This window comes from Bradyrhizobium sp. UFLA05-153 (assembly GCF_054185185.1).
This window is the reverse complement of record NZ_JBBIAM010000054.1, coordinates 1-15950: the sequence shown is the minus strand read 5'-3', so window position 1 is coordinate 15950 and position 15950 is coordinate 1. Positions and strand designations below refer to the sequence as shown.

At 56.6% G+C, this 15950-nt stretch carries 14 protein-coding genes; 7 read left to right on the top strand and 7 right to left on the bottom strand.

Annotated features, from left to right (window positions below; genetic code table 11):
- Positions 1 to 3 precede the first annotated feature (3 nt).
- The 5 genes from Q2941_RS27930 to Q2941_RS27910 form a co-directional block, all read right to left on the bottom strand.
- Positions 4 to 585 (bottom strand): class I SAM-dependent methyltransferase, encoded by a 582-nt coding sequence (locus Q2941_RS27930; protein ID WP_458194361.1) that lies wholly within the window; start codon positions 583 to 585, stop codon positions 4 to 6.
- Between the two features lie 277 nt (positions 586 to 862).
- Entirely contained in the window at positions 863 to 1189 is a 327-nt protein-coding gene (locus tag Q2941_RS27925) for a hypothetical protein (protein WP_458194360.1), read from the bottom strand.
- 52 nt (positions 1190 to 1241) lie between these two features.
- Complete coding sequence (locus tag Q2941_RS27920) at positions 1242 to 2408, bottom strand: glycosyltransferase family 2 protein (protein WP_458194359.1); 1167 nt, start codon at positions 2406 to 2408, stop codon at positions 1242 to 1244.
- A 71-nt stretch (positions 2409 to 2479) separates the two neighbouring features.
- On the bottom strand, positions 2480 to 3463 hold the full coding sequence (gene galE / locus Q2941_RS27915) for a UDP-glucose 4-epimerase GalE (protein WP_458194358.1): 984 nt from the start codon (positions 3461 to 3463) through the stop codon (positions 2480 to 2482).
- Positions 3460 to 4428, bottom strand: coding sequence for a UDP-glucuronic acid decarboxylase family protein (locus tag Q2941_RS27910; protein WP_458194357.1), 969 nt, complete (start codon positions 4426 to 4428; stop codon positions 3460 to 3462). The genes galE and Q2941_RS27910 overlap by 4 nt, the downstream gene beginning before the upstream one ends.
- Before the next feature lie 138 nt (positions 4429 to 4566).
- Between Q2941_RS27910 and Q2941_RS27905 the strand changes: the two genes are divergently transcribed.
- Entirely contained in the window at positions 4567 to 5604 is a 1038-nt protein-coding gene (locus Q2941_RS27905; protein WP_479684033.1) for a glycosyltransferase family 2 protein, read from the top strand.
- 17 nt (positions 5605 to 5621) lie between these two features.
- On the opposite strand, the gene Q2941_RS27900 is transcribed toward Q2941_RS27905, so the two are convergent.
- Positions 5622 to 6110 (bottom strand): hypothetical protein, encoded by a 489-nt coding sequence (locus tag Q2941_RS27900; protein WP_458194355.1) that lies wholly within the window; start codon positions 6108 to 6110, stop codon positions 5622 to 5624.
- 271 nt (positions 6111 to 6381) lie between these two features.
- On the opposite strand from Q2941_RS27900, the gene Q2941_RS27895 reads away from it, so the two are divergent.
- Together Q2941_RS27895 and Q2941_RS27890 are read left to right on the top strand one after the other, a co-directional pair.
- On the top strand, positions 6382 to 7599 hold the full coding sequence (locus Q2941_RS27895) for a glycosyltransferase family 4 protein (protein ID WP_458194354.1): 1218 nt from the start codon (positions 6382 to 6384) through the stop codon (positions 7597 to 7599).
- A complete protein-coding gene (locus Q2941_RS27890; RefSeq protein WP_458194353.1) occupies positions 7596 to 8579 on the top strand; it encodes an NAD-dependent epimerase/dehydratase family protein in 984 nt (327 codons plus the stop codon). The genes Q2941_RS27895 and Q2941_RS27890 overlap by 4 nt, the downstream gene beginning before the upstream one ends.
- Before the next feature lie 180 nt (positions 8580 to 8759).
- Here Q2941_RS27890 and Q2941_RS27885 read toward each other — a convergent pair whose 3' ends face one another.
- Positions 8760 to 9851 (bottom strand): glycosyltransferase family 2 protein, encoded by a 1092-nt coding sequence (locus tag Q2941_RS27885; RefSeq protein ID WP_458194352.1) that lies wholly within the window; start codon positions 9849 to 9851, stop codon positions 8760 to 8762.
- A gap of 169 nt (positions 9852 to 10020) precedes the next feature.
- Here Q2941_RS27885 and Q2941_RS27880 point away from each other — a divergent pair, with 169 nt between their 5' ends.
- The 4 genes from Q2941_RS27880 to Q2941_RS27865 all read left to right on the top strand — a co-directional run bounded on the left by Q2941_RS27880 (position 10021) and on the right by Q2941_RS27865 (position 15326).
- Entirely contained in the window at positions 10021 to 11334 is a 1314-nt protein-coding gene (locus Q2941_RS27880; RefSeq protein ID WP_458194351.1) for a glycoside hydrolase family 16 protein, read from the top strand.
- Between the two features lie 58 nt (positions 11335 to 11392).
- Positions 11393 to 12619: a glycosyltransferase gene (locus Q2941_RS27875; RefSeq protein WP_458194350.1), complete on the top strand. Its 1227-nt coding sequence runs from the start codon at positions 11393 to 11395 to the stop codon at positions 12617 to 12619.
- A gap of 82 nt (positions 12620 to 12701) precedes the next feature.
- Positions 12702 to 13961, top strand: a complete 1260-nt coding sequence (locus Q2941_RS27870; protein ID WP_458194349.1) for a hypothetical protein — start codon at positions 12702 to 12704, stop codon at positions 13959 to 13961.
- Between the two features lie 309 nt (positions 13962 to 14270).
- Entirely contained in the window at positions 14271 to 15326 is a 1056-nt protein-coding gene (locus tag Q2941_RS27865; RefSeq protein WP_458194348.1) for an acyltransferase family protein, read from the top strand.
- The last annotated feature ends 624 nt before the right edge of the window (positions 15327 to 15950 follow it).

Below are 15950 nucleotides of genomic sequence, written 5' to 3'. Positions count from 1 at the left end.
GCATCATTCGAGCCGCCTTCTTGCTGCGGCAGCGACAATCACCGGAAACGATTTGTCGAGCACGTCAAGCTTGAGCCGCGGCACTTCCGACACCGCCAATCCTTGCAGGAAGCAGACCGCCGCAAACACGTTCCCGAATGTCTCCACATCAATATCTTTTTCCTCAAACACGGACGTCAGCAATCGTCCCAATGCGATCTCAGTCAGCGACCAGAACCACGTATGTCCCCAAGCTCCCCGATCGACGGGGGAAATTCCAGGCACCGTAACAAGAAGCGTTCCGCCGGGCTTGAGCGCCCCCGCAAGCTCCGCCAGCGCCCCCCGCATGTCGAAGATCAGGTGGAGGGTTTGCGTGAGGACGATGCAATCAAACGCCCGTTCTGGCAAAGTCCCCGGGATCGAGATATCGCCAACGATTGTGGCGACCGGATTGGCGGCGTCGACATGGAGAACGTCGCTTTTCTCAACCCGCTTGCCGCCGAACCGAAGCGTATACGCGTTGTCGCCGATTTCGAGGACGCTGCCGCAGATCGTCGCGGCGTTGCGGGCAAGAAAGCCCTCGATGAAATAACGATCGATCGGCACTCCTCTGTCGAAGCCAAATTCGGCGCTGATTGGCTCGGTTCGCCCGAAATCTCCGAAATCGACGGTGCCTGGCGGAGGCGTCCGGAGGCGGCGCGACAGCCGCCGGCCGATTGGCGCGGGAGCTTTCGCGATGAGACGCCGCAATTGTCGACGGCCAAATCTTGCGACGCGATGAAGTGGGGACAAGGCGGTCATGACTGATCTTCCAATATTGGCTGCCAAGACTCAAGGCGCGGCTCGATCAGGCACACGCGTAAGCACCATTCATCGCGCCTGATCACTGCCGTACTCCTGTCGCACCGCCCGCAACGGTCTTGGCGCGTCCTTGCCCAAAGACCGTGCGTCTCGGCCGACGGCAAAGTGCCGTCCACCAGAATGGCTCGGTTGGCTTCAGCTCGGGCATCACGCTCGAACTGTAAACCACCGGTATCAGGTGGGAGGCTAGCATCGTGACGAGACGCTGCGCATCGCAAAAGCGGAGGTGCACGGCCGCCACGAGATAGGCGAGACCGGCCGCAAATGCGAACTGGACGGCCATCACCATCGGGAGAGCAACGAGTGACGCGCCGAACCGTTCTCCGTCCAGCAGGGTGACGACGAGCATGGAGAAGAGCGCACGGCACCGCTGATCGGTATTCTTAAGGGCGCGCTTGCCGTCATCCGGCCCTCTGCGTGTAGCGCGGCTGAGCTTCGGTCGCCGAAACCTGGGGCGCCCCCTCCGATGGACCGAACCGCTCATCTGTCGCCATTCCGTCCAACAGAGAAGATGAAAACTTCATCTCTTCAAGGGCTCGATCTTCGTCTGCCAATCGCCTCTGTTTCATACGCGTTATTGCGTCGACGGGATCGTCTTTACCCGCCTCCGGGTCCATGGCCAAGAACGCTCGAGGCGATCCAGCAAGTCGATCTCGTCCCAACCTTCTGCCAATTCCCCCTTGCAATACCTCCATCGCAGTGGTCATGGACAGGACCGGATCTTTCAGAAGCAATATCGTGTAGGCCGCTAACGCAGGAAGCAATCGCCTTTCACGCAATAGAACCTGAAACGCATACCTGTAGCCGCCCCCCAATGCCCAGCGCTTCACATGAGGCGCGAGCGACGGATTGCTCTTCAAGTGTCTTGCAATAGTCTGGATCATGGCTTTCGCCATGCGCGATCCATTGCTCGACATATTTCCTGCATAGATACGGTAGCCAACGAGATACGATCTCACAGCTTCAATTCGATAGCGCGCTGCTAGCCGAAGCTCAAAATCGAGATCCTCACAACCACCAATGCCTTGGTCGGCATATGAAGGGTCGAATCCACCAACTGCAAGCGCGGCATCGCGCCGGACCAATAGACTGCTTCCGTTTCCTATGAACTTGAGCACAAGGTCCCGAGCCAAGATATGGCCGCGACAGTCGGCCAAGGTCGGCCCCATGCCCGTGACCTGATCCTCCTCATTTATGGTTCGGCGGAACGTGTAGACACCAGCCCAACTCCGATCAGAACGATGAACATCCAGCGCATCGACCTGCCGCGCGATCTTCGTCGGATGCCAAAGGTCGTCGGCGTCCAAGAATGCCACATAGGGTCCCTGCGCGTTTTCTATCCCGAGATTTCGCGCGCGAGCTACGCCACGATTGGACGTGCTGACCAACTGCAAACGCTTGTCGGCGGCCGCAACCGCCTCCACTATTGACCGAGTATTGTCCGTTGAACCATCGTCAATGACAATGATTTCCAGATTCTCATACGTCTGAGCCTGCGCCGACGCGAGGGTGCGTGCTATGAAGCGTTCCGCGTTGTAGGCGGGTATTACGATGGATACGAGATTCATCAGGATCCACCCTGTTTACGGAATTTCGATCGATCCGCTCAGCTAACACGTTCAGCGCAAACCAGCGGTGCTCACGCAAGGGCGGCGCGATCTCGCCATCTCAGCGCCGTTTCAATGATGAAATCAATCTGCGAACACTGCGGCTTCCAGCCGAGCTCTCGCTCGGCCTTGGCGTAGGACGCAACAAGCACTGGCGGATCCCCCTCACGTCGCGGACCACGCCGGACGACAGGATCTCTTCCCGCGGCGCGCTTTACCGCTCCGATCAATTCGAACACGCTGGTCCCAACCCCAGTACCGAGATTGAAGACGTGCGTACCCGCGCGATCGAGAAGCATCTCGCCAGCGAGCAGATGGGCCCGCGCGAGGTCGTTAACATGAACATAGTCCCTGATCGCGCTCCCGTCAGGCGTCGCGAAATCTGTTCCGAAAAGCGTGAAAGGCCGGTCCGGATCCAAAGCGGCGTCGATCACAAGAGGAATGGCATGTGTTTCGGGCTCGTGGTGCTCGCCGATCTCGCCGTCCGGGTCGCACCCTGCGGCATTGAAGTACCGCAAAGAGACGGATGCAAGACCATAGGCCTTGCCGTAATCCTCCAACATGCGCTCGACAATCATCTTGGACCAGCCGTAAGGATTGATCGGCCTCTGCGGCTGCGTCTCGTCGATTGTCGGATGGTCCGGAATTCCATAACCCGCGCACGTACTGGAAAACAGAAGACGAAGGCATCCCATCGCGCGCATCGACTCGAGCAGAGCCAGCGTGCCGGCCGTATTGTTTGCGTAATACCGTGCAGGATCAGCTACGGATTCGCCTACGTAGGCTAGAGCAGCAAAATGCGCGACCAGGTCCGGCTTGTACATCTCAAGCGCGCCGCGCACCCGCGTCTCATCCCGAATGTCGCATTCGATCAGCGGCCCCCACCGCACGGCGTCTCGCCATCCCCGTGAAAGGTTGTCGAGAGTGATGACCGTCCATCCGGCGTTGGCAAACGCTTTGCAGCAATGCGATCCGACATAACCAGCACCGCCGGTAACTAGAACGGTTCTGGTCATGTGGCACCAGCACGTTCGGCACGCAGCAGGTTGTCGAAATAGGCGATCGTCTTGCCCAGACCGTCGCGCAGCTGAATAGATGGCGACCAGCCGAGCGTATCGCGCGCCCGGCCGATGTCGGGCTGTCGCTGCCTTGGGTCATCGGCTGGAAGTGGCTTGAATTCGATCAACGACTTCGACCCGGTCAGCTCGATGATAGTCTCGGCAAGCTCCATCATTGTGAACTCGACGGGATTTCCGAGATTGATCGGGCCGGTGATCTCATCGCCCGTATCCATCAGGCGGACGAGGCCGTCAATCAGATCGTCGACATAGCAGAAGGAGCGGGTCTGTTTGCCATCGCCGTAAATCGTAATGGGCTGACCCGTAAGGGCCTGCACGATAAAGTTCGAAACCACTCGGCCGTCGTTGGCCTGCATGCGCGGACCGTAAGTGTTAAAAATGCGCGCGACCTTGATCGAGAGATTGTGTTGGCGCCGGTAGTCGAAAAACAGCGTCTCAGCACAACGCTTACCCTCGTCGTAACAGGAGCGCGGACCGATGGGATTTACCCTCCCCCAATAGGTCTCGTCCTGCGGATGCACCTCAGGATCTCCGTAGACTTCCGAGGTTGAGGCCTGCAGGATTTTCGCCTTAACTCTCTTTGCTAGTCCCAGCATGTTGATTGACCCGTGCACGCTGGTTTTCGTGGTCTGCACCGGATCGTATTGGTAGTGGATAGGACTAGCCGGGCAGGCCAGATTATATATTTCGTCGATCTCGACATACAGCGGGAAGGTTATGTCGTGCCGCATCAGTTCAAAGCGAGGACACTTCAGAGGCCCACCTAGGTTAGCTTTGGAGCCCGTGTAGAAGTTGTCGACACAGAGAACCTCGTGGTCTGCGCCAACTAATTTCTCGCATAAGTGGGAACCCAAAAATCCCGCACCACCAGTGACCAAAATTCTCTTCCTCTGAAGCGCCAAAGATGTAACCCCCTGAAATCACAAGTGATTTACCCTACCGCCTTGGAAGTCTCGCAATCGAACAAGCTTACGGATAAAGTTCTAAATGATTTGACAGGCCAGTACAGTTTAAACAAAATTCAGCATTAAGAGTAGTTTGTGCGTTCCCCTCATTGCTCTGACAATCCATTGGTTTCGGTAGTTGTGCCAGCGTTCAACGCGGCAAACACTATTCGTGAGACCGTTAGCAGCGCGTTGAATCAGACTTACTGCAATCTCGAAGTCATTATCGTTGATGATGGCTCCACGGACCAGACTGAGGGAGTTGTCGCGCGCCTCATCATGGGCGATCCGCGGGTTCGCTACGTTCACAAGGAAAATGGTGGAGTGGCGTCGGCTCGCAACCGAGGAATTGCCGAAGCACAGGGTGAGTTCGTCGCCACTCTGGATGCTGACGATCTCTGGTATCCGACGAAGCTCGAGCGGCAGCTTGAACGCTTCGAACAAAGCGGACCAGAAACTGCGCTAGTGTATGCGTGGTGTTGCTGGATCGATGTCCATGGGACGATAACTGGTTCGGCCCCGCCTTCTCGGCTCGAAGGCAACATCTTGCCGGAGATGTGTCTGGGTAACGTTGTTATCAGCGGAAGCAATGCACTCATAAGACGCGAAGCGTTGGTCGCGGCTGGCGGTTTTGACGAGTCGCTTCGCTCGCGCGGCGGCCAAGGCTGCGAAGACTGGAAACTCTATTTACTGATCGCAGAACGATACAAGATAGCGATGGTGCCGGAATATCTGGTCGGATACCGCGTCTCGCCGGGCTCAATGTCCGACGATTTTGAACAGATGATGCGGTCCAGGCGCCTGGTGGAGGCCGAATTCATCTCGGCTCATCCGGAGTTGGCGCGCCAGTTTGCGCGCGGCCAAGCGATACTTGCGCGGTCCCTGGCATTGCGGGCGATTGATCGCGGCCAACTTCACGAGGCCATCGAGCTGCTGACAAATCAGTCGCACGGAAGGGTTGCGGCAGGACTCGCATCGCTCAGTTGGCTCGCGGGGGGCGCAATCCGACGCACACTCCGGTGGTTGAGAATTCACGGTCACCCCACAGCCCACGAATTTCTGCCAACACCTCGACCCGGGCCGATCCCCTGCTTTCGGCCGGAGAAGAAGCAAGACGTGCAATTCGATCAATAGAACGAAGCGCTACGTCCTCAACGAAAACCGGTCATTCCCGCCGATGATGGCTTTTCAGGCGCAAGCTCATCAGTCGGAAAGAAACGGGTCCGATGGGCTTCCGCGAGAACCGTTCCGTTCGCTGATTTGGCAAGTGCAGTCCATTGATACATATCCGGCTTGCACGGACCAAACGTACGAATGCTTCCGGAAGGCACGACGCCGTCGGCCGGCATGGGAAGTTCCTGCCCGCCCATCTCCCGTGTTCCTTGCATCAGGACGAGAAGCAGCAGTTTGGCACCGGTCGGCACGTTGCGAAGGCGGATTTCGGGGTTTGGGAAAAGGGTGACGCAACCTTTCGCACCCTGCCAGGAAAAATCTAACGCCATCTGGTCGGCCAGAGCCGGATACGATGCTCCAAGCCACAACACAACTGCTCCAAATAGGATCCTGACACGCATATCGCCCTCTGAACCATGCTGACGGCCAAGATCGAATTTTCGGCCAAAACACTCAATATCAAGCACTCAAATATGCGGCAGCTACCGGAACCCGCGGAAAACTAGTCGCAAGCGCCACCCAGATCAAGCATCCTCATGGTCGAACAGCGTTATCGGAAAGTTGGGCGCACCGGCAAGCACAGCCGACCTGCATATGTACGATCTATCGCGCAGCGCGAGCCCGATCAAACTTCTGCCGGATTAACGGTTAAAGGAGCGCGGGATGGACAGACCGCCTCTCATGGCCCATGTATCAACCTATAGTGGCCTATGAATTCGAAGCTCCCGCAGGTGCCAGTTGAAAATACTCGTTCATGATTATGCTGGTCATCCCTTCCAGGTTGATCTGAGCCGCGAACTGGCCTTGCGTGGTCACGAGGTCACTCATGCGTATTTTCACGGCGACCACGGTCCCAAGGGCCGCCTTGAACGTTTATCATCTGATCCTGCCAGACTGTCCTTCAGGGGCGTCAGTCTGCCGCGGCCGTATGACAAGGCCTCTTTCGTAAAGCGTCGGTTTGATGATGTCGCGTACGGCAAGTCCGTCGCAGCGCTGGTCAGTTCTCTCAAGCCGGACATTGTCATCTCGGGAAATACCCCCACCGAAGCTCAATCGGCCATCGTGAAATCATCCGTTGGCAGCGGAGCGGGTTTCGTCTTCTGGGTTCAGGACTTTTACAGCATCGCCGTTTCCAAGCTGCTCCGTAAGAAATTAGGCGCGGTCGGTGCCGCCATTGGCGGGTACTACAGCTTTCTCGAGCGACGCCAGTTTGCGAATTCTGACGCCATCGTGGTGATCACCGATTCCTTTGCAGAGGTCGCGCGACAATGGGTGCGCGCGAAGGACAAGGTCTTCACAATCGAAAACTGGGGCGCGCTGGGCGAGATATCGCCGCTTTCGAAGCACAATGATTGGGCGCGTCGTCACCGTCTGGCCGAGACGTTCAACTTTCTCTACTCTGGCACCCTCGCGCTCAAGCATAATCCGCAATTGCTCGTCGATCTTGCCCGGAAGGTCCAAGGACGCGCAAACGTGGTCGTGGTGAGCCAGGGCGTCGGCGTCGCCGACCTGGAGCGCGCAAAACTTGAGCAATCGATTGATAACCTGATCCTGTTACCGCTCCAGCCTTTCGGCGATTTGCCCAAAGTGCTGGCCACCGCGGATGTCACCGTTGCAACCATCGAACCCGACGCAGGTATGTTCTCGGTTCCCTCTAAGGTCCAGTCATATTTCTGCGCACAACGGCCGGTATTATTGGCGGCGCCTGCCGAAAATCTCGCCTCCCAGGTGGTGCGCAGGGTTGGCGCTGGCGTCGTGGTCGATCCGAACGACAACGAGGGCTTCTTGCGTAGTGCGCTTCGCTTGATCGAGGACCACGGCTTGAGGACCGCCGCCGCCCAAAATGGTAGGAATTTTGCTTCGGAGAACTACGACATCAAGCGGGTGACGGACCGCTTCGAGACGGTGTTCCAGCACGCCATGCGTGCAAGAAATGCAAGAAAGGGAACTGTATGACTAAGACTGCTCTGGTCTGCGGCGCAGGTGGCTTTATCGGCGGGCACCTTGTCAAACGGCTCAAGCGGGAAGGTTTTTGGGTCCGCGGCGTGGATCTGAAATTTCCGCCGTTTGCAGAAACTGAGGCCGATGATTTCGCGGTCGGCGACCTTCGCGATCAGTATTTCTGCCGTCAGACTACAGACCGCAGGTTCGACGAAGTGTATCAGCTCGCCGCAGACATGGGCGGTGCCGGCTATATTTTCACCGGCGACCATGACGCTGACGTGATGCATAACTCGGCCACGATCAATCTGAACATGCTGGATGCCTGCCAGAAGAGGAACGTGCGCGGCTTGTTTTACTCGTCTTCGGCCTGCATGTATCCCGAACACAACCAGATGGACCCCAACAATCCGAACTGCGCCGAGGATTCCGCCTACCCGGCGAACCCGGACAGCGAATATGGCTGGGAGAAATTGTTCTCTGAGCGCCTTTACCTCGCCTACAACCGCAACTACGGCATGCGCAACCGCGTCGCGCGCTATCACAACATCTTCGGCCCCCAGGGCACCTGGGACGGCGGCAAGGAGAAGGCACCGGCCGCCGTCTGCCGGAAAGTCGCGCAGGCGAACAATGGCGGCGAGATCGAGATTTGGGGCGACGGCACCCAGACCCGCTCTTTCCTCTACATCGAGGAATGCCTCGAAGGCACGATCCGCCTGACGCGGTCGGACTTCGAGGGTCCCGTCAACATCGGCTCCGAGGAGATGGTGACAATCAACCAGCTCGTCGACATCGTCACCGACATCGCCGGGAAGAAGCTTCACAAGAAGCATATTCCGGGGCCGCTCGGCGTGCGCGGCCGCAATTCGGACAACCGGCTGATCGGGCAGAAGCTCGGCTGGAAGCCTTCCGCAACACTGCGCTCAGGTCTCGAGAAGACCTATGAGTGGATCGAGCGGCAGGTTCATCGAAATTCAACGAGGGCGGCTGCGTAGGACGATCGCCGTCTCAGCAATTCACGGCAACGAAGCGAAACCGGCTCATCTGCTGGCGCCTCGTTGCTGCGGATCTTCCGCTGAAGGCCGCGTCAAGAGGGCGGTCATTGAACCAGCCTTCGAACCGCAGATTTACGCCCAAGTCTTGCGTTCAAGCCCTGGCCGACAGGAAAGGCCGAATTATCTGAACCCGAATGATACGGCGGTCCTAAACCGCGCCCTTTGAGCGGCTCGGTATTGAGAATCAAATCTGATTCGCATCAGCCACTCCGCCACCGGCAGCGGTGAATACAGAACAGCGCAGATCCAGACGAATATTGCGAGTCTCGAGAAGATTCTAATGCCTTGCGGTTGCCATGTTGCGGAAAAGGCGTTCATGAGGATCCGCAGCTTACTGTCCCCGGTCAGCGGATGCTCGGCCGGAGCGATGCGACGCGACGCAGTTCGATACATCAAGTAGTGCAGGCTGCGTTGTGGCCCCCGGGCCTTGACGTTCAATCCGGCCAGGCCGGCTATCCGCTGCATGTAGTCGAAACGCTGCTGCGCTCTTATGATCTGACGATGCAGCCGTCGCGGATGCAGATCGGCCATCGCACCGAGGTTGTTCCCGTGCACGCGGTAGTAGGCCAGGGGTTCGGGGATCGTCACCACATCTCCCAGGAGCGGAGCGGCAGTTACGCAGCAGGAATCGGTGGCATCACCACAGGAGTGATCCAAAGGAAATATGCGCTCCAAGAACCAGCGCGCATAGAGATTTCCAGATCCCGGCGGGGTGGGATAGAAGGATGTACTGAGTATCCAAGCTCGGCAATCATCGGCCGTGGGCGTCGATTGATATTTTGGGAAATTCGAATCTAGATTGCGACCGCTCGAATCGATGGTCCCCATCTGAACTTGCACCTTGCTGACGCGATCCCCCCAGATGGCCATCGCGCGCCGCATGATCTGGGGCTCAAGCAAGTCATCGCTGTCGAGAAACGATATCACGTCCCCTTTTGAGATCGCGAACCCGTGGTTGCGCACGTCCAATTGCGTCGATTTTGGCAGCAACTCTCCGCGTATCCGGTCGCCATACGATCTGATGATTGCCGCAGAGTCGTCCGTGGAACCGTCATCGACGACAATGACCTCAACATTCGCCCAATCTACAGCCAGAGCCGAGTCAATCGCCTGTCTGAGGAACGTCGCATAATTGTGGTTCGCTATGATGATCGACAACACCATCTGAGCTTTCGACGGAAGCTTAGATGGTTCTCCGGTCAGATGCTTCATTACTAGGCGTCCCAGCCTTTACCGACTTGCGGCTCGTCAAGCGCGCCAATCGGACATGTTCGGATATCCTTACTATTGTCAACTTATCCAGACTATAGTCGAACGACACATTTGGCCAAAGGTCCGCGAGATGCCCAATCACACAGTTGGATCGCTCCTGGTTTGTCTATTGACGCAACTTTCCGTGTTCTGGCCGATCCATTCGGCCAATGCCGGAGGTTGGGAGCTGGTGTTCTCGGACGAATTCAACGGCACTTCTCTAGACAGAAACAAATGGGCGACCCGATATCTCTATCAGAATGAAACCATGGATTATTTCACTGATGAGAGTCAACGCTACCGAGACAACCAGATCTCGGTGTCTGGGGGCGTTCTCGATCTTCGGGCCGAAAAGAAGGAGGGCGCAAGCCATTTCGAATCTGGCCTGATCCGCAGCCACAGGACCTTCTACTATGGTTACTATGAAGCACGGGTGTTCTTGCCTTCCGGAAAAGGCGTATTCCCGGCGTTTTGGCTCGAGGCAGATTACGATCAAGATGGCAAGTTTTGGCATCCTCCAGAGATCGACATTCTCGAATATGTAATCAATGGCTCGACCGATAAGCCGAACATGCTCCACTCGTCGGCGGCGCCGTGGGGTATTCCAAATCCGTTTACGTTTGTTGACCCGTCGTTCCGTACCAACTTCATGGTCATGGTCGACAAAGAGGACTTAAATCACGATTGGCACGTTGCGGGCTTTGTCTGGACGCCCGAATCCATCACCTTGTTTTGGGACGGGCGGCGAATTTACACCCGGAAATATGAGTGGCTGCGAAAAGACGGGCAACTTGGCCCTCCGGCCCATGTCGATTTCAATTTTGCCGTCGGTGGTAGCAAGTGGGCCGGGAAGAATGGCATCGACGAGGCCGCATTCCCTCAGGCCTTCAAGGTGGACTATGTGCGCGTGTGCCAATTCACCGACTCCGACCGTGGCAGCCGGCAATGCGGAGACAGCGTGTTTACACCTGACCCAAAGGAATTCGGTTACACGAGTGCACTTAACGACATGCCAAAGCCCACATTCACCAAGAATACGTTGATACGCGATAAGCAACCGGCTACGGAAGGGTTCGCTTTAGCTGACGTCGCTGCCCCGCTGGACGTTGCTGTAGCGCTCAAACTGCCAGAAAAATATCCGTCCGGCAGAACCCTTGTCGTTTCGGCCGTGGACCGGGCCACGGGCGCGACCGTTGCTTCAGCTAGCCGTAAACTCGACGACGGCGCATTGGCAACTCGGTCAGATGGCTCCAGCTTCGTCGCCGTCTCTCTCCCGGCAATCCGACAGCCGGGAAACTACCGGCTTGATGCCAAAATGACGGCTGAAATCTCGAATGAGAAGGGCGGAAGGTCTGTATCAATGATCCCGCTCGCATGCGATACAAGCGTGCCCCAGCCGGCGAAATCGAGGTCTTGTCAATTGGTGGACTTTCGAGTGCACTAGGCCTACGCGCTGCGTGCGCTTGAATGCAAGCCCGGCGACAGGATCGAGAGAGCCAGCAATGTTTGAGATCGTCGAAGCAGGCCGTCCGACCGTGAAGAAGATTCTTTGGATTTGCGGGAGATTGCCGGCGCCGCTGTTCAGTGGTGACGCTATCTACTCCGCAGGCCTGCTCAAGGCGTTGGCGGCAATGAACGATGTCAGTGTGACAGTGGTCGGCGCCCGAAGGAGCGATCAGGACGTTGCAGGGCAGCTTGCCGAATTGAAGGACGTTCATTGCGTGGAAGTGCCCCCGCCGGCGAAAGCGTCCGGGCTGTGGAGCCTGACGTCGTCCTTACCGAGAGATGCTTACAATCTGAGCAGTTCCCAATTCAGACAAGCGCTTGATGAGCTGCTCCGCAGCGATTGGGACTGGATCGTGATCGACCACGCGTATTCCTCCGGACCCTTGTCTTCAATTCTGCAAAACCGTAAGAAAGCTTCGCTTTGTTATGTTGCTCATAATGCCGAGGGGAGAATTCGTCCCGAGATCGCACGTGGAATGGATGGCTCACTCCGCCAGGCGGCGATGCGTCTGGATGCCGCCAAATACCGGCGCCTCGAGCTCAGACTTCTGAATGCCGCTGACGTTGTCGTGTGTATCACGAATGACGACGCGCTCTACTTTCAGAAGTTCGCGAAACGCATCCGCGTGATCCCGCCGGCATTCCTCGGGACGGCAATGCCAACGCGAACGATCGACGAAAATTGTCCGAGAGCCCTGCTCCTGCTCGGAGCGTTCGAATGGATCGCAAAGCAGAAAAACCTTGAGATCCTCATTGAAGCGCTTGTACCGGCTCTGAAGCGAAGCCGGATTTCCCTGAACGTCGTTGGCGCCGTGCCGCAACACATCCAGGATCGGCATGCGAGCGAACGGCCTTACCTCACATTCCATGGGCGCCTCGCCGATCCATCGCCCGTCATTCTGTCGAGCCGTGGCGGATTGGTGCCGGAGCTGTTCGGCGGAGGGTTCAAACTGAAGGTGATGGACTATGCATTCGCACGGCTTCCAATATTTGGCCTGAAGGAGGCCATGGCCGGTACGACGGCAGATGAGCAGTCGGCGATGTTTCTTGCGAATAACATGAGCGGGCTGGCCGAAGCGATCACCGGGAACATCGACAATCTGGAGCAACTCAGCAGAAACCAGGAAAGGGTTTTCGAGCTATTCTCGAAACGCTTTTCCCTCGACACGGTCGCGGCGAGTCTTCGCGAAATATTCCTTCAGCGTGAACGTGCCGCGCCTTGACGTTCGCCGCGACAGCAAAGCAACAACCATAGTGCCAGTTAACTTTCGGGACTTCCCTGCCACCGCATTCGGATGCAGTTGAATGGCTAGCACGACGCTCACAGCAACGGGCCCATCGGTCTCGGTTCTAACCGAGAAGGAGCTTTCGCCGAGGGGCAGACTGGTAATCCGTGCGTCGGTGATTTCGGCGCTCTTCCTGACCCAGATTGCCTACAATATCGGCGAATTTCCCGTCACCATGGAATTCGTCTTCTACGGGTCGATCGCGCTGTATCTACTTGCGTCGGGTCATGCGGCGGTCAGCGTTGCAACGTTGTTTCTCTATCTCCTCACTACGGCCTCCGCAATCGTCGCCGTGAGGCTCACGACGTTGCCGGCGTCCTGGAGTTCGCTGCTTCTTTTTCTCGCGCTCTATGCTCCCTTCTCGTTTCGCTTGCGGGCCGGACCAGGCTTGCGCCCGGTCCAGGATTCCATCCAGTCCACCTTTGTCTCTGCTGCGAGCGTAATCGCCGTCATCGCAGTAGCGCAGTTGATCCTTGTGAACGCAACTAAAGCCAATGCGCTCACAAACATCTATTTCATCCTGCCTGAAGCAATTCGCGGCGGCGGCACCTACACTTTCCTCCGCGAGGGCGGAAGCCTGATCAAGGCAAATGGATACTTCCTTCGCGAGTCAGCCGATCTCTCTCTCGTGACCTCCCTGGGGCTACTCATTGAGCTTTCCACGAGGGCGAGACTTTCCGTAATGGGCATTCTTGCAGCGGGTCTCCTGTCCTCCGTGTCCGGCTCCGGAATCGTGGCTCTTCTGCTCGGTCTCGTGCTGCCTAGGACGATCAGTCGAGTACCCCTCTTCGTGGCTTCCGCTTCCGCTCTTATTCTCGTTTTGTTTATGCTCTACTCTGCCGACATTCCCGGCATCAATGGCTTGTTCTTTGACCGGCTCTCCGAGATCAACCAGCCAGGCACGAGCGGCTATGCGCGTTACGTCGCGCCAATGGGTATGGTCCAGCTCAACCTGGATGCCGGTGGTCTCGCGATGTGGCTGGGAAATGGGGCGGGAAGCTTTTTTCGAAGTACACTGCTGCTACGCGCAACGTACGAGATCGCGGATCCAACATGGGCAAAGCTGACCTTCGAGTATGGTCTTGTCGGTCTCGCGCTCATTACGGCGATGTTTCTTACCCGGCTGTATTCATGCGCTCTGGATGCGAGAATTTGCAACTATCTCTTCGTCGTGTGGGCAATCAATTCCACTGTTCTCAAAATCCAGTATATCCTTTTGATCTGGCTTTTGACGCTCGTGCCGAAGACATTTCGCCGCTCCAATCCGATACACGCTTGAGCGTCTAACCTATGCCGCTGCAAGAGATGTGCTGCATCCTCTGAATTGACGTGACGCATCGACTACTTCGAAGCGAAGCCATCGCACAGAAAATTGCGAGGCCGCCTGCCGCAGCGCCCCTTATTGCCAACAGAACAAATTCGAGAAGCAGACTATCTATTGTTTTGATCTTGTGAAAGTGATGACTCGGCGCTCGATGACGAACTAACGTCTGCGACCCGGACAGAAGTTACGTCCAACGCCAAAACGCTATAAGTCTCGAACACGGAACCGACAAAGTTAATGCACGGATATCCTGGCACCAACCAGATGAAACAGAGAATCGAAGGGTTTGATGGCATCCGAGCCATCGCGGTCATATTGGTCTATGTGCAACATGCGAACAATTTCGCGGCTGAATATGGCTTCGGCGAGATCGGCGTCTGGTCTTTCTTCGTTCTGAGCGGCTTCTTGATTGTCCGGATATTGTTCGACGCGAGAGTGAGAATCGAAGCTGCCTCATCTGGCTTCGGAGCCGAGTTTAGGGCCTTCTTGGCTCATCGAACGGCGCGAATCTTTCCGATCTACTATCTCGTCCTCGCCTTAGCAGCCTTCTTCGTTGCTATCGGATGGCATGTACAATTTTACTCCTTCGACTGGGCCTTGTCTTTTTGGACATACACTACAAATTGGCAGATTCAGCATACAAGAATAAACCCAGGCGTCTTCGTTCACCTTTGGAGCCTTTCCATCGAGGAGCAGTTCTATCTCTTCGCCGCCCCTCTATTTCTCTTGACGCCATCACGATTTTTTTCCCACGCGCTTCTTGCCATCATCGCGGTCGGCGCCGCAAGAAGCGTACAAGTCGCACTCAACGAGGGTTTCGGTCCAGACTCAACAGTGAATTTTTACATGCTCGCCCTAGGTGGTCTGGCGGGACTTCATGCGCGCAAGGTTTCGATTGATTCCGCCCGCAGGGCATTTTTTACAACCACCTGCTTACTACTGTGCTCATTGCTCGCAGAATTGATCATATTCCATCAAGATCGCAAAACTATCCTGATGGTGCCGCTGCAGATGGCAACAATGTACGTTTACATTGCAACAAACCAAAAAAGTGCGCTCGTGCGGAGTCTGTCGATAGCCCCGCTGGCCTACCTGGGCCGCATCAGCTACGGTTTTTATCTCTACCACAACTTTGTTCGGCTCGCCTTTATATCCGACGCATTGGGCGCTCATCTCGAATTTCCAAATAGGGTCCGGGTTGCCATCGAGTTTCTTCTGACATTAGCGATAGCAGCTGCATCTTGGCGATTTATCGAGAGGCCCATATTAACATCCACGCACCGTGATCCTTCGGCCGCGAAACAACACGGTTTGCGTTAGTCTCGACGCCCCAGATCAGGCAGGTCGCCGTGGTCGCGTGGCTCGTGGCATTTTTTTGGTTTGTTGGCGTGCGATCATTGATATCTTGAGACCGCTGCGCTCTTCGAGAAAGCATCATCACTTGAGGACGACAAAACCGGCGATCCGGTCGCGCCCAAAGGTCGTCGACAAATGGGAATATGACGCGTGACGCCGGAGGAGCCCCATGACCGTTAGCGATCGGTGGTGGGGCTTTTACAGAATCGGGTTAAGCGCTCGCATCAGCTCATTGCTAACGGGCGACACGTTTGGGGCATTAGCTAAAAAGCCGCGTGCGGACCACTAATGGGGCGAACACACCCGCAAGGGCCGCTGATATTCTCCCAACCGGCCGCCAAAAGCTGAAGCCGAGACCGCCAGTCGTCCAATTTTGACCATCAGCGATGTCCAATAGAGGATATCGATCCTGCCGCTGGTTGTCCTTGTATTGCCTGGAGAAAGGTAGATGTAGAGCGCGCCGCCGCTCCTCCTCCGCCAGTGATGGTCGGGTTACCCGCATACTTGGTCCGTACGCACACGTCGAAGGCCGCCTGATTGACGCATGCGCGCGGGCACGGCGAGGTCTATGATGGCGTTGGGTGAAGG

Excerpts from the sequence above, each read along its gene's own strand:
- Q2941_RS27920 (WP_458194359.1), bottom strand. The coding sequence starts at position 2,408 with ATGAATCTCGTATCCATCGTAATACCCGCCTACAACGCGGAACGCTTC.
- Q2941_RS27890 (WP_458194353.1), top strand. The coding sequence starts at position 7,596 with ATGACTAAGACTGCTCTGGTCTGCGGCGCAGGTGGCTTTATCGGCGGG.
- Q2941_RS27865 (WP_458194348.1), top strand. The coding sequence starts at position 14,271 with ATGAAACAGAGAATCGAAGGGTTTGATGGCATCCGAGCCATCGCGGTC.
- Q2941_RS27870 (WP_458194349.1), top strand. The coding sequence starts at position 12,702 with ATGGCTAGCACGACGCTCACAGCAACGGGCCCATCGGTCTCGGTTCTA.
- Q2941_RS27875 (WP_458194350.1), top strand. The coding sequence starts at position 11,393 with ATGTTTGAGATCGTCGAAGCAGGCCGTCCGACCGTGAAGAAGATTCTT.
- galE (WP_458194358.1), bottom strand. The coding sequence starts at position 3,463 with ATGACCAGAACCGTTCTAGTTACCGGCGGTGCTGGTTATGTCGGATCG.
- Q2941_RS27885 (WP_458194352.1), bottom strand. The coding sequence starts at position 9,851 with ATGAAGCATCTGACCGGAGAACCATCTAAGCTTCCGTCGAAAGCTCAG.
- Q2941_RS27925 (WP_458194360.1), bottom strand. The coding sequence starts at position 1,189 with ATGCTCGTCGTCACCCTGCTGGACGGAGAACGGTTCGGCGCGTCACTC.